The following is a 21,837-nucleotide window of genomic DNA, read 5'->3' on the forward strand; positions in this document are numbered from 1 at the left end:
TAGCCATAATTGTTAAACCAGCGCATCCTTATCAATACCCAGTCGCTTCATGCGCGAGAGCAGCGTCGTGCGTTTCAGTCCCAGCCGCTGCGCTGCGCCTTTTGGACCGGCGACCACGCCGTTCGTCTCTTTCAGTACACGCATAATCAACTGATATTCATCTTCGCCATCCTGGGCAACTTCGGTCGCGACTTGTGGTGGGCACGGTGTCTGCGTGGTGATGTCCGGCAAAGACAGTTGCAGCACGTTGCCCCGGGTGAGCAGAACCGCGCGTTCTACCACGTTTTCCAGTTCGCGCACGTTACCCGGCCACTCCATGCTGCTTAGCGTGCGCAGTGCTTCGGCGGGAATGCTGTCGATATTACGCCCCATCCGACGGGCGATTTTAAAGGTGAAGGCTTTTACCAGGAGCGGGATGTCTTCCGGGCGTTCGCGCAGCGGCGGTAGATGGATCGGGAAGACGTTCAGTCGATAGTAGAGATCGTTACGGAATTCGCGATCGGCAACCATCTTTTTCAGATCGCGGTTGGTGGCAGCGATCAACCGCACGTCGGTCTGGATCAGCTTATTGCTGCCCAGACGTTCAAATTCCTGCTCCTGCAAAACGCGCAGTAGCTTAGGCTGTAGCTCCAGCGGCATGTCGCCAACTTCGTCGAGGAACAGCGAGCTTTTATCGGCCAGTTCGAAACGACCAATGCGCTGCGTGCTGGCACCGGTAAATGCGCCGCGCTCATGACCAAACAGGTCGCTTTCCAGCAGCCCGGCAGGCATTGCCGCGCAGTTCATCTTCACCATCCGGCGGGCATTACGTCCGCTCAGGTTGTGGATAGCCCTGGCAATCAGCTCTTTGCCCGTTCCGGTTTCACCCAGAATCAGCACGGTGCTGTCGCTTTGCGCCACCATCTCGACCTGTTTGAGCACGCTGTACATGGCTTCGCTGCGGCCAATGATTTCGCCAAACTCACTGTCCACGTTATTGAGTTGCTCGGTCAGCGCCAGGTTCTCATCGACCAGCCGTTCTTTCAGACGGTGGATCTCCTGGTAGGCGAGAGCGTTATCGACAGCAATGGCCACGCGCTCGGCAATCTGGCGCAGTAGCTTGAGATTGGCAGTGGTGAACACCTTTTCTTCGCACTGTGCCAGTTTAAGGACGCCAAGCATGGTATTGCCGGACATCAGCGGCAGCAGGCATAAGGTTTGTAACTGGTTGCCCCAGGTCTCGAACAGCATGCGCTCGTAAGGGGCGAGCGTGTCGCGTTCGCTGAGGTTAATCAGTAGCATCTCTTTGCTTTTGAACACGCGTTCAGAGAGCGTGCCCGCTTCGTCGACTTCGCTCTGCTCGTGCGCCGGATGATGTTCATCCAGATAGTGGGTGGAATAGATGCTCAGCTTATGTTTGCGATCGCTACGTAATACGATGCTGATGGCATCGATGTCGAAGTAGTGATGGATCTCTTTGGCGACTTCGCTAACCAGTTCGTCAATGTCCAGGCGGGAGAGCACCGCATTGGTGATGGCGACCAGGATGCGAAAGTTGTCACGCTCACGACACAGCAGGTCGTAGTCGACGTTGTTGCTGACCCGGTTCTGGATCTGTTCGGCAACGACGCCGACGATCTGGGTGAAGGTCTGCAGGCGGTTGTACTCTTTTTCACTCCACGGGCGGTCTTCGTTACGGATGAATTCACAGCCGCCAAAGATGCGCCCATCGGCCGCCAGCGGCAGCAGACAGTAATGGCCAAATTGAGAGTACAACCCGCCGGAAGCCAGCTGCGGCCAGGTTTCAGTAAACTCATGATAGTTGCAGTGCAGCGCATCGGGACGAGACAGAATGCGGCGCACCGGGCCGTGCGCCAGCACCGTTTCGTCTTCATAGTCGATGGGGTTACCATTTTCGCGCGTCGCGAAGTAACGCGCACGCTGCGTCTGCGCCTGCCATAACACAATAGCCGCACAGTCGGCCAGCGCCGAACGCTTGACCAACTGTGAAAGCGCCTCGCTGAGAGACTGAAGATCGGGCTGCTGTAATAATGTACGAGTAATATCGAACAAGCCTTGCTGTCCGAGGTCACTCATCGGTGTATACGACATATTGCTTTTCCAGGAAGCACCAACGGTGCAAAAACGGTAAATGAATTATAGGTATAAGTTGTAAATTATTGCCGGATAGCGACGCTCAGACGCCTTATCCGGCCTACAGAATGCTGTCAAACGGCTGCTAGCATATACGAGGGAGTGGTTCGGCGTGTGGTAAATCAAGAGTGCGCTTCACGCCGTAAAGCCCGGCCAGGCGAACACCTTTACGTTCGACCACTTCACCAATCAGCGCCGCGTCGCGCCCCAACGGATGCGCGCGCAGTGTGGCAAGCACGCTTTCTGCGGCCTGACGTTCTACGGCAATCACCAGTTTTCCTTCGTTGGCAAAGTTGAGCGCATCCAGACCCAGCAGTTCGCAGACGCCGCGTACCGAGGGTTTTACCGGCAAGGCTGATTCGGACAATTCAATGCCGAAGCCGCAGGCCGCCGCAAACTCGTGCGTGACCGCATTCACGCCGCCGCGAGTGGCGTCGCGCAGCGCCTTCACGCCGGGAATGTCGCGCAGCGTCTGAATCAGCGGGGTTAACACCGCACAGTCGCTGACCAGTTCACCGTCCAGCCCCAGCTGCTCGCGCAGGTTGAGGATAGTCGCACCGTGGTCGCCGAGTGTACCGCTAACCAGCAGCACATCGCCCACGCTCAGGGTTTGTGCACCCCAGCGGATATTGGCGGGGATCGCGCCCATTCCGGCGGTGTTGATAAACAGTTTGTCCGCCGCGCCGCGCTGTACAACCTTGGTGTCACCGGTGACGATGGCAATACCCGCTTCGCGCGCGGTGGCCGCCATGCTGTTGACCACGGTTTTCAGCGTGTCCATCGGCAGGCCTTCTTCGAGGATAAACCCGCAGGAGAGATAGCGAGGGATAGCGCCGCTGACGGCGACGTCGTTTGCCGTACCGCAGATCGCCAGCTTGCCGATATTACCGCCGGGGAAGAACAGCGGATCAATCACGTAGCTGTCGGTCGAAAATGCCAGACGGTCGCCTTCAGCCACCAGTTGTGCCAGATCCAGACGCGCCTGATCTTCCTGCTCCGCCAGCCACGGATTCGCAAAGGCTTCCATAAACAGGCTATTGATCAACTGTTGCATAGCCTGACCGCCGCTACCGTGGGCGAGTTGTACGCTGTTCATGCTTCACACTCCTGCTGACGATACTGATACCAGGCGGCACATGCGCCTTCTGAGGAGACCATCAGTGCACCAAACGCGGTCTCCGGATTACAGGTTTTACCAAATAACGGGCACTGATGCGGTTTACATCTGCCGGTCAGCACCTCGCCGCAGCGCGCGCGCGGATCGTCATACACCTGCTGTGGAGCCGGTTTGAAATGCGCTTCGGCATCAAAACGCTGATAGTCAGGCGTCAGATGAACGCCGGAGGATTCGATAACGCCCAGACCGCGCCATTCGCTGTCGCCATCGACGCAGAACACCTCGGCGATAGCCTGCTGGGCTAAGGCGTTACCGGCATCCGGCACCACGCGACGGTACTGGTTCTCAACCTGGCTGTGATCCGCGATTTTCTGCTCAATCAGCATCACCACGCCCTGCAATAAATCGAGCGGTTCGAAACCGGCGACGACCAGCGGGCGATGGAAATCGGAGGCGATGAAATTATAGGCATCGGTGCCAATGACCATGCTGACGTGACCCGGTGCTAAAAAGGCGTCGATGCCGTTATCCGGCTGTTCCAGCAGGCTACGCAGTGTGGGAATAAGCGTAATGTGCTGACAGAAAAAGTAAAAGTTCTGCACGTCACGCTGTTTTGCCTGCTGAAGCGTGATGGCGGTGGTTGGCATGGTGGTTTCAAAACCCAGACCAAAGAACACGACTTTGCGGGTTGGGTTTTCTTGCGCCAACTTCAGCGCATCCATCGGAGAATAGACGATACGGATATCTGCGCCGCGCGCTTTGGCCTGCAGCAGCGAACCCTGTTTTCCCGGGACGCGCATCGCGTCACCAAAGGTGCAGAAAATCACTTCCGGATGGCTGGCGATTTCTACGCAACTGTCGATTCTGCCCATCGGTAGCACGCAAACCGGGCAGCCTGGGCCGTGGATAAACTCGACGTTTTCGGGCAGCAACTGGTCAAGACCGAATTTAAAGATAGCGTGGGTATGACCACCGCACACTTCCATAATGCGCAGCGGACGTTGTGCGGTGTAGGGGAGGTGAGCGGCACGTTCACACAGATGATCTATCAACTGCATCACCTGTTCTGGTGCGCGGTATTCGTCAACAAAACGCATTATTTTTCCTCGCCATACAGCAACGCGCCGACATCCGGCTCAACGTCAAACATGTTTTGCAGCGCCTCGAGCGTGTCGCGCGCTTCTGCTTCATTAATGATGCTCATGGCAAAACCGACGTGCACCAGCACCCACTGGCCCAGACGCGGTTGACCATTTTCATCACAGCTACCGACCAGCGTCAGGTCGACGTCGCGCTGAATACCGCAAACGTCGACCCTGGCCTGGTTGCCATCAATGGTGCGGATTTGACCCGGAACACCTATGCACATCGCTGCGTCTCCAGCCAGGAGAGCCATTGATCCATGCCTTCACCGCTGGTGGCGGAAATCAGGATGATTTCAATTTCCGGGTTTACTTCCCGGGCGCTGGCGATGCACTTTTCAACGTCAAAATTGAGGTACGGCAGCAGGTCGATTTTGTTGAGCAGCATCAGCGATGCTGCGGCAAACATATGCGGATATTTCAGCGGCTTGTCTTCGCCTTCGGTGACCGAAAGCACAGCCACTTTGTGACGTTCACCGAGGTCGAAACTCGCCGGGCACACCAGGTTGCCGACGTTCTCGATAAACAAAATACCGTTGTCATCAAGCGGTAAACGCGGCGCGGCATCGGCAATCATTTGTGCATCAAGATGGCAGCCTTTACCCGTGTTCACCTGGATGGCGGGGGTGCCGGTAGCGCGAATACGGGCGGCATCGTTAACCGTCTGCTGGTCGCCTTCGATTACCGCACACGGTACGCTGTCTTTCAGCTTCATTAGCGTTTCGGTCAGCAGCGTCGTTTTACCGGAGCCAGGGCTTGAGACAAGGTTTAATACCAGATGCTGACGGGCGGCAAAGCGGGCGCGGTTACGCTCGGCCAGACGGTTGTTTTTGTCCAGCACGTCAATTTCCACCTCCAGCATACGGCGCTGGCTCATGCCTGGCGCATGGGTACCTGCTTCACCATGGCCGTAGTGTAAATCGCCTTCTTCAGTTTGGCTCGGGGTGAAACTGGAGGTCTTCACACCGGTAATATTCAACGCCGGACGAGCGGCCGGGGCAAATGGCGCGCTGCGAAACGCCGAGTGGGGGTTATGTTCATCACCCTCTATATAAAGGTTGCCTTCAGCGCAACCACATGTCGTACACATCGCTCACTCCTGATCTTTTTACTTACAGTAAATCTGTTGCCGGATGGCGAAGCCGCCATCCGGCATCTATTAATCTTCAGCATCGCCTATTTCAATTCTTCGAATCTGTAAACCGTCATCGGCCACGATCCTCAGCATGTCGCTATGACATTGCGGACAACGGCGCACACGCTGTGTCAGCAATGTGACGTACTGCTGGCAAGTTTCACACCAACATTCGGCTTCTTGTTCTTCGAGGTGGAGTTTACAACCTTCTGCAAGGGTGCCACGGCATACCAGATCAAAACAAAAGGCGAGAGCGCTGGTTTCTACGCAAGAAAATGCGCCAATTTTGAGCCAGACCGCAGTTACCCGATTTGCACCGTGTTGCGTGGCCTGTTGTTCAATCAATTCCAGTGCCCGTTGGCAGAGGGTTATTTCGTGCATATCGCCTCCCATGTTATTGCCGTTATAAAAGCAAAAAACATGCCAGATTGAATTTTTTCTCCCGTGACAATGACGACGATGACGAAATGACATGTCGTCACGACCGTTTGATTTTGTATATCAATGAAATTAAAGAGATTTAATGTTGGCATGAAACGTGCTTAAAGCTGACAGTCTCTGCTAAACGGGTAACCTGACATGACTATTTGGGAAATAAGCGAAAAAGCCGATTACATCGCTGAACGGCATCGTCGCCTACAGGACCAGTGGCGTATTTATTGCAACTCGCTGGTACAGGGAATCACCCTGTCGAAAGCGCGTTTACATCATGCGATGAGCTGCGCGCCGGACAAGGATCTGTGCTTTGTCCTGTTTGAACACTTCGTTATCTACGTCACGCTGGCGGACGGCTTTAACAGCCATACCATCGAGTACTACGTTGAAACGAAAGACGCTGATGATAAGCAGTTGATTGCACAGGCACAACTGTCCCTCGACGGCAAAGTCGATGAGCGTATCAGCAACCGCGATCGTGAACAGGTGCTGGAGCACTATCTCGAAAAAATCGCCAGCGTTTACGACAGCCTGTACACCGCGGTTGAAAACAATATGCCAGTGAATTTAAGCCAACTGGTAGAAGGACATAGCCCGGTTTAAGCCTCGGGTGTGCCCACTTGAGTCATGATGTGGTGTGTATGCTGCGTCACGACGGTTTAGGGAATGGGCATGTCGAAAAATGTCGAAAATGACATTTGATAGACATGTTTTCGTCAAAAATGACAATCACCTGAGGAATGCCTGGTGAATCGTTTTGTAATTGCTGACTCCACTCTTTGTATCGGCTGCCACACGTGTGAAGCCGCCTGCTCAGAGACACATCGCCAGCATGGCCTGCAGTCAATGCCGCGCCTGAAAGTGATGCTAAATGAAAAAGAATCCGCGCCGCAGCTTTGCCACCAGTGTGAAGATGCGCCTTGTGCCACAGTTTGCCCGGTCAATGCCATTAACCGTGTCGACGGCGCCGTACAACTGAATGAAAGCCTGTGCGTGAGCTGCAAACTGTGTGGGATCGCCTGTCCGTTTGGGGCCATTGAGTTTTCCGGCAGCCGTCCACTGCATATCCCGGCGAACGCCAATACGTCAAAAGCGCCTCCGGCTCCGCCAGCGCCAGCTCGCGTCAGCACGCTGCTGGACTGGGTTCCGGGTATTCGTGCCATTGCGGTGAAATGCGATCTGTGTAGCTTTGATGAACAAGGTCCGGCCTGCGTGCGCATGTGCCCAACGAAAGCCCTGCATCTGGTGAGCAATATGGACATCGCCCGCGCCAGCAAACGTAAGCGTGAGCTGACGTTCAATACCGACTTCGGCGATCTCACCTTGTTTCAGCAGGCTCAGAGTGGGGATGCAAAATGAGCGCAATTTCACTGATTAACAGCGGCGTGGCCTGGTTTACGGCGGCGGCGATTCTGGCATTTCTGTTTTCGTTTCATAAACCGTTAAGCGGCTGGATCGCCGGTGTTGGCGGTGCGGTGGGCAGTCTGTGTACGGCGGCTGCCGGTTTTAGCGTGCTCATTAATGGGTTGGCGGTCAGCGGCGTGATGCCGTTTATTGGTCACAGTCTGCAAATGACGCCGCTGAACGCTATCTGGCTTATCACGCTGGGTCTGTGCGGCCTGTTTGTCAGCCTGTACAACATCGACTGGCACCGGCATCCGCAGGTCAAAGCTAACGGCCTGTTGGTGAACCTGCTGATGGCGGCGGCGGTATGCGCGGTGGTTGCCAGCAACCTCGGCACGCTGGTGGTGATGGCAGAAATCATGGCGCTGAGTGCGGTATTCCTGACGGGTTGCAGCAAAGAAGGCAAGCTGTGGTTTGCGCTGGGCCGTACCGGTACGCTGCTGCTGGCGATCGCCTGCTACCTGGTGTGGCAGCGCTACGGTACGCTGGAACTGCGCCTGCTCGATCTGCGTACTCAGCAATTGCCGCTCGGCGCTGACATCTGGCTGCTGGGCGTGGCGGGCTTTGGTCTGCTGGCCGGGATTATCCCGCTGCACGGTTGGGTGCCACAGGCACACGCCAACGCCAGTGCACCGGCTGCGGCGCTGTTCTCTACCGTGGTGATGAAGGTCGGTCTGCTGGGCATTCTGTCTCTGTCGCTGCTGGGCGGTAATGCGCCGCTGTGGTGGGGCGTTACGCTGCTGGTGCTGGGGATGATCACCGCGTTTGTCGGTGGCTTGTATGCGCTGATGGAACACAACATCCAGCGTCTGCTGGCGTACCACACGCTGGAAAACATCGGCATTATCCTGCTGGGTCTGGGCGCTGGCGTGACCGGTATTTCCCTGAATCAACCGGCGCTGATAGCGCTGGGTCTGACCGGTGGTTTGTATCATCTGGTCAACCACAGCCTGTTCAAAAGCGTCCTGTTTTTAGGGGCTGGCAGCATCTGGTTCCGTACCGGTCACCGTGACATCGAGAAACTGGGCGGCATCGGTAAACGTATGCCGGTGATTTCCATTGCGATGCTGGTTGGTCTGATGGCGATGGCCGCGCTGCCGCCGCTGAACGGCTTTGCCGGTGAGTGGGTTATCTATCAATCCTTCTTCAAGCTGGGTAACAGTGGCGCGTTTATCGGTCGTCTGTTAGGACCGTTGCTGGCGGTAGGACTGGCGATTACCGGCGCGCTGGCGGTGATGTGCATGGCGAAAGTCTACGGCGTTACGTTCCTCGGCGCACCGCGCACGAAGGAAGCGGAAAACGCCTGCTGCGCACCAATCCTGATGAGCGTGAGCGTGGTTGCGTTGGCAATCTGCTGCGTGATTGGCGGCGTAGCTGCCCCGTGGCTGCTACCGCTTCTTGCCTCTGCCGTTCCGCTGCCGCTGGAAACCGCAAACACCACCGTTTCTCAGCCGATGATCACGCTGCTGCTGATCGCGTGCCCGCTGCTGCCGTTCATCATCATGGCGATTTTTAAAGGTAACCGCCTGCCGTCACGTTCACGTGGTCCGGCATGGGTGTGTGGTTACGATCACGAGCAGTCAATGGTGATCACCGCGCACGGTTTTGCCATGCCGGTGAAAGAAGCGTTTGCCCCGGTACTCAAACTGCGTAAATGGCTGAACCCGGTATCACGGGTTCCGGGCTGGCAGAATGCGGCTGCGCCGGTACTGTTCCGCCGTCTGGCGCTGATTGAGCTGGCGGTGCTGGTGGTGATTGTGGTTTCACGAGGAGCCTGAGAATGAGTGTTTTATATCCGTTAATTCAGGCGCTGGTGCTGTTTGCCGCTGCGCCGCTGCTGTCCGGTATTACCCGCGTGGCGCGTGCACGTTTGCATAACCGCCGTGGTCCGGGCGTGTTGCAGGAATACCGCGACATTATCAAACTGTTGGGCCGTCAGAGCATTGCGCCTGCGGATTCCAGCTGGGTTTTCCGCCTGACGCCGTTTGTGATGGTCGGCGTGATGCTGACGATCGCCACCGCGCTGCCAGTCGTGACCGTGGGCTCGCCGCTGCCGCAGTTGGGTGATTTGATTACCTTGATTTACCTGTTCGCTATTGCCCGCTTCTTCTTTTCTATCGCTGGTCTGGATACCGGTAGCCCGTTCACCGCCATCGGCGCGAGCCGTGAAGCAATGCTCGGCGTGTTGGTAGAGCCGATTCTGCTGCTGGGTCTGTGGGTGGCGGCGCAGGTTGCCGGTTCGACCCATATCAGCAACATCGCTGATACCGTTTATCACTGGCCTGCCGCGCGCAGCATCCCGCTGATTCTGGCGCTGTGCGCCTGTGCTTTCGCCACTTTTATCGAAATGGGCAAACTGCCGTTCGATCTGGCAGAAGCGGAGCAGGAGCTGCAGGAAGGTCCGTTGACCGAATACAGCGGCAGCGGTTTTGCGGTGCTCAAGTGGGGCATCAGCCTCAAACAGCTGGTCGTTTTGCAAATGTTTGTCGGCGTGTTTCTGCCGTGGGGACAGATGGAAACCTTTAGCGCAGGTGGACTGCTGCTGGCGCTGGTGATTGCCGTCGTCAAACTGGTCCTCGGCGTGCTGGTCATCGCCCTGTTCGAAAACAGCATGGCGCGTCTGCGTTTTTGCGCCACTTCACGCGTGACCTGGGCCGGTTTTGGGTTTGCGTTTTTAGCATTCGTCTCCTTGCTGGTGGCGTGAATTAAGAGAGTTTGAGCATGTCTGAAGAAAAAGTAGGTCAACACTATCTCGCTGCGCTGCATCAGGCCTTCCCGGGCGTGGTGCTGGATGAAGCCTGGCAGACCAAAGATCAGCTGACTATTACCGTGAAGGTAAACTACCTGCCGGAAGTGGTGGAGTTCCTCTACTACAAACAGGGCGGCTGGTTGTCGGTGCTGTTTGGTAACGACGAACGCCAGCTGTGCGGCCATTACGCCGTTTACTACGTGATGTCGATGGAGCAGGGCACCAAATGCTGGATTACCGTCCGCGTTGAAGTCGATGCCAATAAACTGGAATTCCCGTCCGTCACGCCACGCGTACCGGCCGCCGTTTGGGGCGAACGTGAAGTACGCGACATGTACGGTTTGATCCCGGTTGGTTTGCCGGATGAACGTCGACTGGTACTGCCGGATGACTGGCCGGACGAACTCTATCCGCTGCGTAAAGACAGCATGGATTACCGTCAGCGCCCGGCGCCGACCACCGATGCAGAAACCTACGAGTTCATCAACGAACTGGGCGACAAGAAAAACAACGTGGTGCCGATTGGCCCGCTGCACGTCACCTCCGATGAACCGGGCCACTTCCGTCTGTTTGTTGATGGCGAAAACATCATCGATGCCGATTACCGTCTGTTCTATGTCCACCGCGGCATGGAGAAACTGGCGGAAACCCGTATGGGTTACAACGAAGTCACCTTCCTGTCGGATCGCGTGTGCGGCATTTGTGGCTTTGCCCACAGCACCGCGTATACCACCTCCGTTGAAAATGCGATGGGGATTGTGGTGCCGGAACGTGCGCAGATGATCCGTGCCATTTTGCTGGAAGTGGAACGTCTGCACTCACACCTGCTGAACCTCGGCCTGGCATGCCACTTCACCGGCTTCGACTCCGGCTTTATGCAGTTCTTCCGCGTGCGTGAAACGTCGATGAAAATGGCGGAGATCCTCACCGGAGCGCGTAAAACCTACGGCCTGAATCTGATCGGCGGCATCCGTCGTGACCTGCTGAAAGAGGATATGGTCCAGACCCGTCAGCTGGCGCAGCAGATGCGTCGCGACGTGCAGGAGCTGGTCGATATGCTGCTCAGCACCCCGAACATGGAACAGCGCACCGTCGGTATTGGTCGTCTGGATCCGGAAATTGCCCGTGACTTCAGTAACGTCGGCCCGATGGTACGCGCCAGCGGCCACGCGCGTGATACCCGCGCCGATCACCCGTTTGTGGGTTACGGTCTGCTGCCGATGGAAGTGCATAGTGAGCAGGGTTGTGACGTAATTTCCCGTCTGAAAGTGCGTATCAATGAAGTCTATACCGCGCTGAACATGATTGATTTTGGCCTTGATAACCTGCCGGGCGGCCCGCTGGCCGTAGAAGGCTTTACCTATATTCCACACCGTTTCGCGTTGGGCTTTGCCGAAGCGCCGCGCGGGGATGACATCCACTGGAGCATGACCGGCGACAACCAGAAGCTGTATCGCTGGCGCTGCCGTGCGGCCACCTACGCCAACTGGCCGACGCTGCGCTACATGCTGCGCGGTAACACCGTTTCCGATGCCCCGTTGATTATCGGTAGCCTCGATCCTTGCTACTCCTGTACTGACCGCATGACCGTGGTTGATGTGCGTAAGAAGAAAAGCAAAGTCGTGCCATACAAAGAACTTGAGCGCTATAGCATCGAGCGTAAAAACTCGCCGCTGAAATAAGGAATCGCCATGTTTACCTTTATCAAAAAAGTCATCAAAACCGGGGCGCCAACGTCATCGTATCCGCTGGAGCCTATCGCGGTCGATAAAAACTTCCGTGGCAAACCGGAACACAATCCGCAACAGTGCATTGGCTGCGCGGCCTGTGTTAATGCGTGCCCGTCCAATGCGCTGACGGTCGAAACCGACCTGGTCACCAATGAGCTGGCCTGGCAGTTCAACCTCGGGCGCTGCATCTTCTGCGGCCGCTGCGAAGAAGTCTGCCCGACGGCGGCGATTAAGCTGTCACAAGAGTATGAGCTGGCGGTGTGGAAGAAAGAAGATTTCCTGCAGCAGTCCCGCTTTGCGCTGTGTAATTGCCGTGTCTGCAACCGTCCTTTTGCGGTGCAAAAAGAGATTGATTACGCCATTGCGCTGCTCAAGCACAACGGCGACTCCCGTGCGGAAAATCACCGTGAAGGCTTTGAGACCTGCCCGGACTGTAAGCGCCAGAAATGCCTGGTGCCGTCTGACCGTATTGAACTGACTCGCCATATGAAAGAGGCCAGCTGATGAGCAATTTATTAGGCCCACGTGATGCCAACGGCATTCCGGTACCGATGACCGTGGATGAATCCATTGCCAGCATGAAAGCGTCATTGCTGAAAAGTATCAAGCGTTCAGCGTACGTTTACCGCGTTGACTGCGGTGGCTGCAACGGTTGCGAAATCGAAATTTTCGCCACGCTGTCTCCGCTGTTCGACGCCGAACGTTTTGGCATCAAAGTGGTTCCGTCGCCGCGCCACGCGGACATCCTGCTGTTTACCGGTGCGGTCACCCGCGCGATGCGTTCTCCGGCACTGCGTGCCTGGCAGTCTGCCCCGGACCCGAAAATTTGTATCTCCTACGGGGCCTGTGGCAACAGCGGTGGTATCTTCCACGACTTATACTGCGTATGGGGCGGCACCGACAAAATCGTACCGGTGGATGTGTATATTCCTGGCTGCCCACCGACGCCTGCCGCCACGCTGTACGGCTTTGCGATGGCGCTTGGCCTGCTGGAGCAGAAAATCCACGCGCGTGCGCCCGGCGAACTGGACGCACAGCCCGCTGAAATTCTGCATCCGGATATGGTTCAGCCGCTGCGCGTGAAGGTCGATCGCGAGGCGCGCCGTCTGGCTGGCTATCGCTACGGTCGTCAGATTGCCGATGACTACATGACGCAGTTAGGGCAGGGTGAGCATCAGGTGGCGCGCTGGCTGGAAGCGGAAAACGATCCGCGTCTGACCGAGATCGTCACGCATCTTAATCATGTTGTAGAAGAGGCGCGTATCCGATGAGTGAAACGGTGGTGTTCAGTCAACTGAGCCGTAAGTTTATTGATGAGAACGATGCAACGCCCGCCGAGGCGCAGCAGGTTGTCTATTACAGCCTGGCGATTGGTCACCACTTAGGCATAATCGACTGCCTGGAAGCGGCGTTAACCTGCCCGTGGGACGGCTATCTGGCGTGGATTGCCACGCTTGCCGAAGGAAGCGAAGCCCGGCGTAAGATGGAGGGCGTGCCGAAGTACGGTGAGATAGTCATCGATTTCAATCATGTGCAAATGTTGGCGCGCGCGTTTGATGACGCGCTCGCCGTGCAGACGCCGCAGCAGCAGGAATGGAGCAAGCTGGTGCTCAGCATGCTTCACGACATTCATCAGGAAAGCGCCATCTATCTGATGGTGAGGAGACACCGTGACTGACGTTTTATTGTGTGTCGGCAACAGCATGATGGGCGACGACGGCGCGGGCCCGCTGCTGGCAGAAATGTGCGCCGCTGAGCCTAAAGGCAACTGGGTTGTCATCGACGGCGGAAGCGCGCCGGAAAATGACATCGTCGCGATCCGCGAACTGCGTCCGCAACGTCTGCTGATTGTGGATGCCACCGACATGGGCCTCAACCCTGGTGAGATCCGTATTATCGATCCCGATGATATTGCCGAGATGTTCATGATGACCACTCACAACATGCCGCTGAACTATTTGGTCGATCAGCTGAAAGAGGATGTTGGCGAAGTGATTTTCCTCGGCATTCAACCGGATATTGTCGGCTTTTATTACCCGATGACGCAGCCAATCAAAGAGGCGGTAGAAACCGTGTATCAACGATTAGCCGGTTGGGAAGGCCGTGGCGGATTCTCAGAGTTAGACGCGCCAGAAGAGTAAGCTCTGTCTGCGCCGGATGTCAGCCACGCGCGTCATCCGGCCTGTTTCTCCCATACATCCGCCGTTACTCGGTCACCTGCTCAATAATTAATTTCCCCTGCATTACCGAAACATTCACCGCCGTGCCGGTAGGGAATCCTGCCTGTTCCAGCCAGTCGCCGTTCAGCGTTAATGAGGCGTGCCGACTGATTCGCAGGGTGAACCCGGTGTGGCGATCTTCGTAGCGTCTTCTGACATAACCCACTTTTAAACGACGCACGGGTTTGGAGATAAGCATTGTTGTTTGAGTATTATCAGTAGGCATGAACGTTTCCTTGTTACCAACGATGAAAAGTAAAAACTACTGAATAAAATGCCAGTAAAAACGCCCGGCAGCAAATCGCAGAATGGAATGACGATCCAGAAAAAGGAATGTAAAAAATGAAACGAGAAGGGGGCGCTAACTGTTCGGGGCGGGTCAATATGCAGGCTGGATAGCAAGTGCCATCCAGCCTGACGATCAATCCAGATCGGCTCCGTTACTGGCGATCACTTTTTTGTACCACCAGAATGATTTCTTACGGGTACGCGCCAGCGTGCCGTTGCCGGCGTCATCGCGATCCACATAGACAAAGCCGTAGCGTTTGCTCATCTCACCGGTGGAGGCGGAGACCAGATCGATACAGCCCCAGGTGGTGTAACCCATCAGCGGCACGCCGTCTTCGATAGCGTCTGCCATCGCGCGAATATGCTCGCGTAAATAGCGGATGCGGTAGTCGTCGTTGATCTCGCCGTTGGCATCCATTTCATCTTTCGCTCCCAGCCCGTTTTCCACCAAAAACAGCGGTTTCTGGTAGCGGTCATACATCATGTTCATGGTGATGCGCAGACCCAGCGGGTCAATGCCCCAGCCCCATTCGCTGGCTTCAATGTACGGATTGCGCAGCGACTTCACCACGTTGGCGGCGCTGGTGTTGCCGGTGTTCATTTCTGCAGAGGCACAGCGTGAGGCGTAATAGCTGAAGGAGACAAAGTCGACGGTGTTTTTCAGGATGTCGTCATCTTCCGGGGCTTTTTCAATCACCACGCCTTTTTCGCGAAACACGCGAGCTGAGTAGGTGGGATAAGCACCGCGCGCCTGTACATCGATAAAGAACAGGTTTTCACGATCCTTTTCCAGCGCGGTCCACACATCCTCAGGTTTGCACGAGTAAGGGTAGAAGTTTCCGCCGGCCAGCATGCAGCCGACCTGGTTGTGTGGGTTAACGTCATGGGCGATTTTGGTCGCCAGCGCGCTGGCAATCAGCTCGTGGTGTGCGGCCTGGTATTTTACCTGATTCTGGTTTTCACCTGCTTCAAACACCAGTCCTGCGCCGGAAAAAGGGCTGTGCAGCATAATGTTGATTTCATTAAACGTTAGCCAGTATTTCACCAGACCATCAAAGGCTTCGAAGCAGGTACGGGCGTAGCGGGTAAAAAATTCCACCATTTTGCGGTTACGCCAGGAGCCGTACTCGGTGACCAGATGCATCGGCACATCGAAGTGGCACAGCGTGACTAACGGCTCAATGCCGTACTTTTTACACTCGGCAAACACCGAACGATAAAAATCGATGCCCTCCTGATTGGGGGCGAGTTCGTCCCCGTTCGGATAGAGCCGACTCCAGGCAATTGAGGTACGAAACACCGTAAACCCCATTTCCGCCATCAACGCGATATCGTCTTTATAGCGATGATAAAAATCGATCGCCTCATGGCTGGGATAAAACTCGTCATCTCGCAGTTGAACGCGTTTTTCCTGCCCCAGTTTGACCGGCATCCGATGTTCGCCGTGGGGGATCATATCCACGGTGGTCAGCCCTTTGCCGCCTTCCCGGTACGCCCCTTCAGACTGGTTGGCGGCCAGTGCGCCGCCCCATAAAAATCCTTGCGGAAAAACAGACATAGTAAACCTCAGTTATTGCCAGTCAGATGCTGGCTCCATTGATATTGCCTGGTTGCGCGGCCTGATTTTTTCTGGCCTGCGTGGCTGCATCTTCGACAGGAATATCCTCAAAGCCCAGAATCAGTGTTAATACAAAGGAAAGCACCACCGCCAGCGCCATCACGCCAAATACCCAAACAATGGTCATCGGGTTGGCCGGATCGAAAAACTGCACGCTGGTGAACAGACCCGGTGCAGCCATCGAGTGGCTCGCCAGCCCGGCCATCCCGGCAACGGCACCGCAGATGAAACCGCTGATAAGACTTGCGATCAGCGGGCGTTTCAGACGCACCGCCACACCGTACAGCGCCGGTTCGGAAATCCCAGCCATGATGGCGGAGGCTGCCGCGGCTAACGCCGTCTGGCGCAGTTCCGGATTTTTGGTTTTCCATGCGACGGCTAAAGAGGAGCCGCCCAGCGACAGGTTGGCGCCGATTTCAGACGGCATCACCATGCCTTCTTTACCGGTTTCGGCAATGGTCTGAATAATGGTGGGGGTAAAGACACGGTGCATACCGGTCATCACCAGCAGCGGCCACAGCGCGCCCATAATGGCTACCGACAGCCAGCCCAGATAGCCGTGAATGGTATACACCAGTGCGGAGATAGCGCTACCGATCCAGATGCCGATCGGGCCTATTAAGACGATGGCGAGCGGGGCGGCGATCAGCACGATCAGCATCGGTTTCAGGAAGTTTTTCGTTACTGCCGGGGTGATGCGATCCACCCAACGTTCGATGTACGACAGGCACCAGGTCATGACCAGCGCCGGGATCACCGTGTAGGTGTATTTCACCGCCGTCACCGGGATCAGGGCGAACTCGACGTGCTCGCCCTGTGCGGCCTTCGCCATCAGGTCGATAAAGCTCGGATGCACCAGCACGCCCGCAATGGCGATAGCCAGCGACATATTGGTTTTGAATTTTATGGCTGCCGAGGCGGCGACCATCAGCGGCAGGAAGAAGAACGCGCCGTCGCCGATCACCGTCAGGATGGTCAACGTCGAAGAGCCTTTTTGCAGCACGCCGGTCATTTCGAGGATCATCGCCAGCAGCTTCAACATCGATCCGCCGATAATCGCCGGGATCAGCGGTGACATAGTGCCGATCAGCGCATCGAGGATCCCAGCACCGATGCGTTTGAGCGTCAGTTTGGGTTTGCCTGCGGGTTCACTGGGCTGCATATCGCCCGGCAGCAGGCTGACGACCTCGCGATACGCCTGCGACACGGTATTACCAATGATCACCTGGCACTGATTATCGTTACGCACGACGCCGAGCACGCCATTGAGCGTTTTTAGCGTAGCGCTGTCGACCCGCGAATCATCTTTGATAACGAAACGCAGGCGGGTCATGCAGTGTGTTACTGCGGTGATGTTCTCGACGCCGCCCAGAGCCGTCACAACCGAGCGCGCCAGCGCTGCATAATTCTTAGACATCGGATTTAATCCTGTTTTATCAGTAGGGTAGGTAATGTCTTACCGTTTATTTTTGTCTCATTTCTGTCATGATGAAACATTGATAGGAAACCGGTTTCACAAAATCATGTTTAATTTATGTGTTTTGTGCAAGGTCTGATTTTGATCTTTTTTTATAATTGTGACTACGATCACCAGATATGGCGTTCTGCGATTTAGCAGCCAGGACAGCGGCGAAACGGTGCAGTACACTGCGTCACATTGAGTGAAAAGGGATGAGTAATATGACCACGATGCTGGAAGTGGCGAAGCGTGCTGGCGTGTCGAAAGCGACGGTTTCCCGGGTGCTTTCGGGGAACGGCTACGTCAGCCAGGAGACCAAAGACCGCGTGTTCCAGGCCATTGAAGAGAGTGGCTATCGTCCCAATTTGCTGGCGCGCAGCCTGGCGGCGAAGAGTACGCAGACGCTGGGTCTGGTCGTGACTAACACTTTGTACCACGGCGTTTATTTTAGCGAGTTGCTGTTTCATACCGCGCGTATGGCGGAGGATAAGGGACGCCAGCTTTTACTTGCTGACGGTAAACACAGCGCCGAGGAAGAACGCCAGGCGATCCAGTATCTGCTCGACCTGCGCTGTGACGCGATTATGATCTATCCACGTTTTCTCAGCGTGGATGAGATAGACGATATCATCGATGCCCACGCTCAGCCGATTATGGTGCTTAACCGACGGCTGCGGAAAAACAGCAGTCACTGCGTCTGGTGCGATCAAAAGCAAACCAGTTTTAACGCCGTTTCACAGTTGATTAGCGCTGGGCATAGCGAGATTGCTTTTATTACCGGCTCGATGGATTCACCCACCGGCGTGGAGCGACTCTCTGGTTACAAGGACGCGCTGGCACATCATGGCATCTCTGTGAATAATGATTTGATCGTTAACGGTAAATGGACACCTGCTTGCGGAGCTGAAGGTGTTAAAACCTTGCTTTCACGTAAGTCGAATTTTACTGCGCTGGTGGCGAGCAATGATGACATGGCGATCGGCGCGATGAAGCAATTGAACGAACGGGGCATCAGTATTCCCGCGCAGGTGTCGGTGATTGGTTTTGATGATATTGCCCTTGCACCATACACGATCCCGGCGCTTGCCAGCGTCAAAATCCCGGTCACGGAGATGGTCCAGGAAACCATCGGTCGCCTGATTTTTATGCTGGACGGCGGAGCGTTTACGCCAGAGAAAACCTTTACCGGCGAGCTTATCCCTCGCGCCTCTCTTGCGCCGTCACTTTCGCGCTGATGCTGTCATTTGTCATCGTCACTAGTGACGATGACACGCAAACCCGAGAATACCTGAAATAAAAACCCTTTAATAACAGAGTATTAAATTCTGGCACGATTTATGAATGCTTCGGCAGATAATCTGTCATTGCTGGAGAATTTGATGAACCGTTTCATCATTGCAGACGCCAATAAATGCATTGGTTGCCGTACCTGTGAAGTGGCCTGCGTGGTATCCCACCAGGATAACCAGGACTGCGCATCGCTGACCCCTGAAACCTTTTTACCGCGTATTCATGTGATCAAAGGCGTTAACGTCTCTACCGCGACGCTGTGTCGTCAGTGTGAAGATGCGCCGTGCGCTAACGTCTGCCCGAACGGTGCGATTAGCCGCGATAAAGGCTTTGTTCACGTAATGCAGGAACGCTGTATTGGCTGTAAAACCTGCGTGGTCGCTTGCCCCTACGGCGCAATGGAAGTGGTTGTTCGTCCGGTTATTCGTAACAGCGGCGCGGGTCTGAACGTACGTGCAGAAAAAGCCGAAGCTAACAAATGCGACCTGTGCCACCACCGTGAGGCCGGCCCTGCCTGTATGGAAGTCTGCCCGACCCATGCGCTGATTTATGTCGACCGTAATAAACTTGAGCAGCTGAGCGCGGAAAAACGCCGTCGCGCGGCGCTGGATTCCACCGCATCTTTGCTGTTCTGATATCTGCAAATCCGCGTAAAATACGGTAGTACTTATGCCGGATGGCGGCTTCGCCTTATCCGGCCTACTGTTCGCATCCCCGTAGGCCTGATAAGCATCGCGCCATCAGGCTAACCGGGATTGATGACTGCGGGAATAATCTAATGACAATAAACAACCACTCCGGCGTAGAGCTGCGTATTCGCGGTAAAGTACAGGGCGTCGGGTTTCGGCCCTTTGTCTGGCAACTGGCGCAGCGGCTACAGCTGCATGGCGACGTCTGTAACGACGGCGACGGGGTGGTTGTGCGTTTGCTCGAAGACGCAGCGCAATTTATTGCCGAACTGCATCAGCACTGCCCGCCGCTGGCGCGAATTGACAGCGTTGAGAGCGAACCGTTTACCTGGACGCAGCGGCCTGCCGATTTCTCTATTCGCCAAAGCGCTGGCGGCACGATGAATACGCAAATCGTACCCGATGCCGCAACCTGTCCCGACTGTCTTGTTGAAATGAATACCCCCGGCGAACGCCGTTATCGTTATCCTTTCATCAACTGCACCCACTGCGGCCCACGCTTCACCATTATTCGCGCGATGCCGTATGACCGTCCGTTTACCGTCATGGCCTCATTCCCGTTGTGTCCACAATGCGAAGCGGAATACCGCGATCCATATGACCGTCGCTTTCATGCGCAGCCTGTCGCTTGTCCGGCGTGTGGCCCGCATCTTGAGTGGATAAGCGAAGATCTGCGAGCGGAAAAAGAAGCGGCGTTGCAGGCGGCGGTTACGCGGCTAAAAGCGGGCGGCATTGTGGCCGTCAAAGGCATCGGCGGGTTTCATTTGGTTTGTGACGCGCGCAACGACAATGCCGTGGCGATGCTCAGGCTGCGCAAACATCGCCCGGCTAAACCGCTGGCGGTGATGCTGCCGGTGGGCGACGGGCTACCGCAAGCCGCACGGCGTTTGCTGACCACCCCTGCCGCGCCGATCGTGCTGGTGCAGAAACGCTATGTAACTGCATTGAGCGAGGGAATAGCGCCAGGGTTAACGGAAGTTGGCGTCATGCTGCCAGCGAATCCGTTACAGCATTTACTCTTACAAGAGATGAATTGCCCGCTGGTGATGACTTCCGGCAACCTTAGCGGCAGGCCACCGGCCATTACCAATGCGCAGGCGCTGGACGATTTAGGTGAGATTGCTGACGGTTTCTTGCTGCATAACCGCGAAATTGTGCAGCGTATGGATGACTCTGTGGTGCGTGAAAGTGGGGAAATGCTGCGCCGTTCCCGGGGTTACGTGCCGGATGCTGTCGCGCTGCCGCCGGGTTTTCGTGACGTGCCGCCAATGCTGTGTTTAGGTGCGGATCTGAAGAATACCTTCTGCCTGGTACGCGGTGAACAGGCGGTTATTAGCCAGCATCTGGGCGATCTCAGTGATGACGGCATTCAAAATCAGTGGCGCGATGCGTTGCATCTAATCCAGAACATTTATGATTTTACGCCGCAGCGTATCGTCTGCGACGCACATCCCGGCTATGTATCCAGCCAGTGGGCGAGCGAGATGAATCTGCCGAGTGAAACGGTGCTGCATCACCATGCGCATGCTGCGGCATGTCTGGCCGAACACGGCTGGCCGCTGGAGGGCGGTGATGTGATTGCCCTGACGCTGGACGGTATCGGCATGGGTAAAAACGGCGCGCTGTGGGGCGGCGAGTGTCTGCGGGTCAATTATCGTGAATGCGAACATCTTGGTGGCTTACCGGCGGTAGCGCTGGCGGGCGGCGATCTGGCGGCACAGCAGCCGTGGCGCAACCTGCTGGCGCAGTGCCTGCGTTTTGTGCCTGACTGGCAGCATTACCCGGAAACATCGGCGCTGCAACGGCAAAACTGGAACGTACTGGCTCGCGCCATTGAGAGGGGAATCAATGCCCCGCTGGCATCATCGTGCGGGCGCTTGTTTGATGCGGTTGCCGCCGCGCTGCATTGTGCGCCGGAATCGCTGAGCTATGAAGGCGAGGCCGCCTGTGCGCTGGAGGCGCTGGCGTCGCAGTGTGCAGGCGTGCAACATCCGATCATGATACCGCTTAACAACAACCAGCTGGATTTAGCTGTTTTCTGGCGGCAGTGGCTGAACTGGCAGGGTGCACCCGCAGAAAGAGCGTGGGCATTTCACGATGCGCTGGCGCGTGGGTTTGCCTCGCTGATGCGTGAGCAGGCCGAAGCGCGCGGGATTAAGACGCTGGCATTCAGCGGCGGCGTGATGCATAACCGCTTGTTGTCATCGCGGCTGGCGTTTTATCTGTATGATTTTACCTTGCTGTTCCCGCAGCGTTTACCGGCAGGCGACGGTGGATTGTCTTTGGGGCAGGGCGTGATTGCCGCGGCACGGGCGCAGACGCAAAAATAAAAAAAGCCCCGGGACTGGCGGGGCAAGAAAAACAAGTCGGGGCATACCGACAAGTGGCAACGCACGTCCGTGTGCGTGAGGTTAATAAATCAGGCTGCG

Annotated in this window: 21 protein-coding genes; 12 read left to right on the plus strand and 9 right to left on the minus strand. The window is 56.0% G+C overall.

Features of this window, described 5'->3' with window-relative positions; genetic code table 11:
* Window positions 1-12: 12 nt before the first annotated feature.
* From flhA to hypA, 6 genes are all read right to left on the minus strand, one after another.
* Window positions 13-2,091, minus strand: coding sequence for a formate hydrogenlyase transcriptional activator FlhA (gene flhA, locus JQ822_RS10340; protein ID WP_213133389.1), 2,079 nt, complete (start codon window positions 2,089-2,091; stop codon window positions 13-15).
* Window positions 2,092-2,218: 127 nt separating this feature from the next.
* Window positions 2,219-3,229, minus strand: a complete 1,011-nt coding sequence (gene hypE, locus JQ822_RS10345; protein WP_213133390.1) for a hydrogenase expression/formation protein HypE — start codon at window positions 3,227-3,229, stop codon at window positions 2,219-2,221.
* Window positions 3,226-4,347, minus strand: a complete 1,122-nt coding sequence (gene hypD, locus JQ822_RS10350) for a hydrogenase formation protein HypD (protein WP_213133391.1) — start codon at window positions 4,345-4,347, stop codon at window positions 3,226-3,228. The genes hypE and hypD overlap by 4 nt, the downstream gene beginning before the upstream one ends.
* Window positions 4,347-4,619, minus strand: coding sequence for a hydrogenase 3 maturation protein HypC (gene hypC, locus JQ822_RS10355; RefSeq protein WP_213133392.1), 273 nt, complete (start codon window positions 4,617-4,619; stop codon window positions 4,347-4,349). The genes hypD and hypC overlap by 1 nt, the downstream gene beginning before the upstream one ends.
* The gene (gene hypB, locus JQ822_RS10360; protein WP_213133393.1) at window positions 4,610-5,482 is read right to left on the minus strand and encodes a hydrogenase nickel incorporation protein HypB; all 873 of its coding nucleotides are present in this window, start codon (window positions 5,480-5,482) and stop codon (window positions 4,610-4,612) included. The genes hypC and hypB overlap by 10 nt, the downstream gene beginning before the upstream one ends.
* A 69-nt stretch (window positions 5,483-5,551) precedes the next feature.
* Window positions 5,552-5,908, minus strand: a complete 357-nt coding sequence (hypA, locus tag JQ822_RS10365; RefSeq protein WP_196210102.1) for a hydrogenase maturation nickel metallochaperone HypA — start codon at window positions 5,906-5,908, stop codon at window positions 5,552-5,554.
* Window positions 5,909-6,106: 198 nt separating this feature from the next.
* Between hypA and hycA the strand changes: the two genes are divergently transcribed.
* The 9 genes from hycA (at window position 6,107) to hycI (ending at window position 13,986) form a co-directional block, all read left to right on the plus strand.
* Window positions 6,107-6,565, plus strand: a complete 459-nt coding sequence (gene hycA, locus JQ822_RS10370; protein ID WP_213133394.1) for a formate hydrogenlyase regulator HycA — start codon at window positions 6,107-6,109, stop codon at window positions 6,563-6,565.
* A gap of 144 nt (window positions 6,566-6,709) precedes the next feature.
* Window positions 6,710-7,321 carry a formate hydrogenlyase subunit HycB gene (hycB, locus tag JQ822_RS10375; protein WP_038633091.1) on the plus strand — a complete coding sequence of 204 codons (612 nt, stop codon included), beginning with the start codon at window positions 6,710-6,712 and terminating at the stop codon, window positions 7,319-7,321.
* A complete protein-coding gene (gene hycC, locus JQ822_RS10380; protein ID WP_213133395.1) occupies window positions 7,318-9,144 on the plus strand; it encodes a formate hydrogenlyase subunit 3 in 1,827 nt (608 codons plus the stop codon). Before hycB ends, hycC begins: the two co-directional genes overlap by 4 nt.
* A 2-nt stretch (window positions 9,145-9,146) precedes the next feature.
* Window positions 9,147-10,070 carry a respiratory chain complex I subunit 1 family protein gene (locus tag JQ822_RS10385; protein WP_213133396.1) on the plus strand — a complete coding sequence of 308 codons (924 nt, stop codon included), beginning with the start codon at window positions 9,147-9,149 and terminating at the stop codon, window positions 10,068-10,070.
* A gap of 17 nt (window positions 10,071-10,087) precedes the next feature.
* Window positions 10,088-11,797, plus strand: coding sequence for a formate hydrogenlyase subunit HycE (hycE, locus tag JQ822_RS10390; RefSeq protein ID WP_213133397.1), 1,710 nt, complete (start codon window positions 10,088-10,090; stop codon window positions 11,795-11,797).
* Window positions 11,798-11,806: 9 nt separating this feature from the next.
* Entirely contained in the window at window positions 11,807-12,349 is a 543-nt protein-coding gene (gene hycF, locus JQ822_RS10395) for a formate hydrogenlyase subunit HycF (protein WP_213133398.1), read from the plus strand.
* Window positions 12,349-13,116, plus strand: a complete 768-nt coding sequence (hycG, locus tag JQ822_RS10400) for a formate hydrogenlyase subunit HycG (RefSeq protein ID WP_016154184.1) — start codon at window positions 12,349-12,351, stop codon at window positions 13,114-13,116. The genes hycF and hycG overlap by 1 nt, the downstream gene beginning before the upstream one ends.
* A complete protein-coding gene (locus JQ822_RS10405) occupies window positions 13,113-13,523 on the plus strand; it encodes a formate hydrogenlyase maturation HycH family protein (RefSeq protein WP_213133399.1) in 411 nt (136 codons plus the stop codon). Before hycG ends, JQ822_RS10405 begins: the two co-directional genes overlap by 4 nt.
* The gene (gene hycI, locus JQ822_RS10410) at window positions 13,516-13,986 is read left to right on the plus strand and encodes a hydrogenase maturation peptidase HycI (RefSeq protein WP_213133400.1); all 471 of its coding nucleotides are present in this window, start codon (window positions 13,516-13,518) and stop codon (window positions 13,984-13,986) included. Before JQ822_RS10405 ends, hycI begins: the two co-directional genes overlap by 8 nt.
* 64 nt (window positions 13,987-14,050) lie before the next feature.
* On the opposite strand, the gene JQ822_RS10415 is transcribed toward hycI, so the two are convergent.
* From JQ822_RS10415 to ascF, 3 genes are all read right to left on the minus strand, one after another.
* On the minus strand, window positions 14,051-14,290 hold the full coding sequence (locus JQ822_RS10415) for a SymE family type I addiction module toxin (protein ID WP_213133401.1): 240 nt from the start codon (window positions 14,288-14,290) through the stop codon (window positions 14,051-14,053).
* A gap of 195 nt (window positions 14,291-14,485) precedes the next feature.
* A complete protein-coding gene (locus JQ822_RS10420) occupies window positions 14,486-15,910 on the minus strand; it encodes a 6-phospho-beta-glucosidase (protein WP_213133402.1) in 1,425 nt (474 codons plus the stop codon).
* Window positions 15,911-15,932: 22 nt separating this feature from the next.
* Window positions 15,933-17,387 carry a PTS cellobiose/arbutin/salicin transporter subunit IIBC gene (gene ascF, locus JQ822_RS10425; RefSeq protein ID WP_213133403.1) on the minus strand — a complete coding sequence of 485 codons (1,455 nt, stop codon included), beginning with the start codon at window positions 17,385-17,387 and terminating at the stop codon, window positions 15,933-15,935.
* 263 nt (window positions 17,388-17,650) lie between these two features.
* Between ascF and JQ822_RS10430 the strand changes: the two genes are divergently transcribed.
* The 3 genes from JQ822_RS10430 to hypF all read left to right on the plus strand — a co-directional run bounded on the left by JQ822_RS10430 (window position 17,651) and on the right by hypF (window position 21,738).
* On the plus strand, window positions 17,651-18,664 hold the full coding sequence (locus JQ822_RS10430; RefSeq protein WP_213133404.1) for a LacI family DNA-binding transcriptional regulator: 1,014 nt from the start codon (window positions 17,651-17,653) through the stop codon (window positions 18,662-18,664).
* Window positions 18,665-18,808: 144 nt separating this feature from the next.
* Complete coding sequence (hydN, locus tag JQ822_RS10435; RefSeq protein WP_096759340.1) at window positions 18,809-19,354, plus strand: electron transport protein HydN; 546 nt, start codon at window positions 18,809-18,811, stop codon at window positions 19,352-19,354.
* A 143-nt stretch (window positions 19,355-19,497) separates the two neighbouring features.
* Window positions 19,498-21,738 carry a carbamoyltransferase HypF gene (hypF, locus tag JQ822_RS10440; protein WP_213133405.1) on the plus strand — a complete coding sequence of 747 codons (2,241 nt, stop codon included), beginning with the start codon at window positions 19,498-19,500 and terminating at the stop codon, window positions 21,736-21,738.
* The last annotated feature ends 99 nt before the right edge of the window (window positions 21,739-21,837 follow it).

The sequence above is a fragment of the Citrobacter sp. FP75 genome, assembly GCF_018342065.1.
In the GTDB taxonomy this organism is placed as follows: Bacteria; Pseudomonadota; Gammaproteobacteria; order Enterobacterales; family Enterobacteriaceae; genus Citrobacter.

Coding starts and splice junctions, on each gene's coding strand:
- flhA (WP_213133389.1), bottom strand. CDS start 2,091: ATGTCGTATACACCGATGAGTGACCTCGGACAGCAAGGCTTGTTCGAT.
- hypE (WP_213133390.1), bottom strand. CDS start 3,229: ATGAACAGCGTACAACTCGCCCACGGTAGCGGCGGTCAGGCTATGCAA.
- hypD (WP_213133391.1), bottom strand. CDS start 4,347: ATGCGTTTTGTTGACGAATACCGCGCACCAGAACAGGTGATGCAGTTG.
- hypC (WP_213133392.1), bottom strand. CDS start 4,619: ATGTGCATAGGTGTTCCGGGTCAAATCCGCACCATTGATGGCAACCAG.
- hypB (WP_213133393.1), bottom strand. CDS start 5,482: ATGTGTACGACATGTGGTTGCGCTGAAGGCAACCTTTATATAGAGGGT.
- hypA (WP_196210102.1), bottom strand. CDS start 5,908: ATGCACGAAATAACCCTCTGCCAACGGGCACTGGAATTGATTGAACAA.
- hycA (WP_213133394.1), top strand. CDS start 6,107: ATGACTATTTGGGAAATAAGCGAAAAAGCCGATTACATCGCTGAACGG.
- hycC (WP_213133395.1), top strand. CDS start 7,318: ATGAGCGCAATTTCACTGATTAACAGCGGCGTGGCCTGGTTTACGGCG.
- JQ822_RS10385 (WP_213133396.1), top strand. CDS start 9,147: ATGAGTGTTTTATATCCGTTAATTCAGGCGCTGGTGCTGTTTGCCGCT.
- hycE (WP_213133397.1), top strand. CDS start 10,088: ATGTCTGAAGAAAAAGTAGGTCAACACTATCTCGCTGCGCTGCATCAG.
- hycF (WP_213133398.1), top strand. CDS start 11,807: ATGTTTACCTTTATCAAAAAAGTCATCAAAACCGGGGCGCCAACGTCA.
- hycG (WP_016154184.1), top strand. CDS start 12,349: ATGAGCAATTTATTAGGCCCACGTGATGCCAACGGCATTCCGGTACCG.
- JQ822_RS10405 (WP_213133399.1), top strand. CDS start 13,113: ATGAGTGAAACGGTGGTGTTCAGTCAACTGAGCCGTAAGTTTATTGAT.
- JQ822_RS10415 (WP_213133401.1), bottom strand. CDS start 14,290: ATGCCTACTGATAATACTCAAACAACAATGCTTATCTCCAAACCCGTG.
- JQ822_RS10420 (WP_213133402.1), bottom strand. CDS start 15,910: ATGTCTGTTTTTCCGCAAGGATTTTTATGGGGCGGCGCACTGGCCGCC.
- ascF (WP_213133403.1), bottom strand. CDS start 17,387: ATGTCTAAGAATTATGCAGCGCTGGCGCGCTCGGTTGTGACGGCTCTG.
- JQ822_RS10430 (WP_213133404.1), top strand. CDS start 17,651: ATGACCACGATGCTGGAAGTGGCGAAGCGTGCTGGCGTGTCGAAAGCG.
- hydN (WP_096759340.1), top strand. CDS start 18,809: ATGAACCGTTTCATCATTGCAGACGCCAATAAATGCATTGGTTGCCGT.
- hypF (WP_213133405.1), top strand. CDS start 19,498: ATGACAATAAACAACCACTCCGGCGTAGAGCTGCGTATTCGCGGTAAA.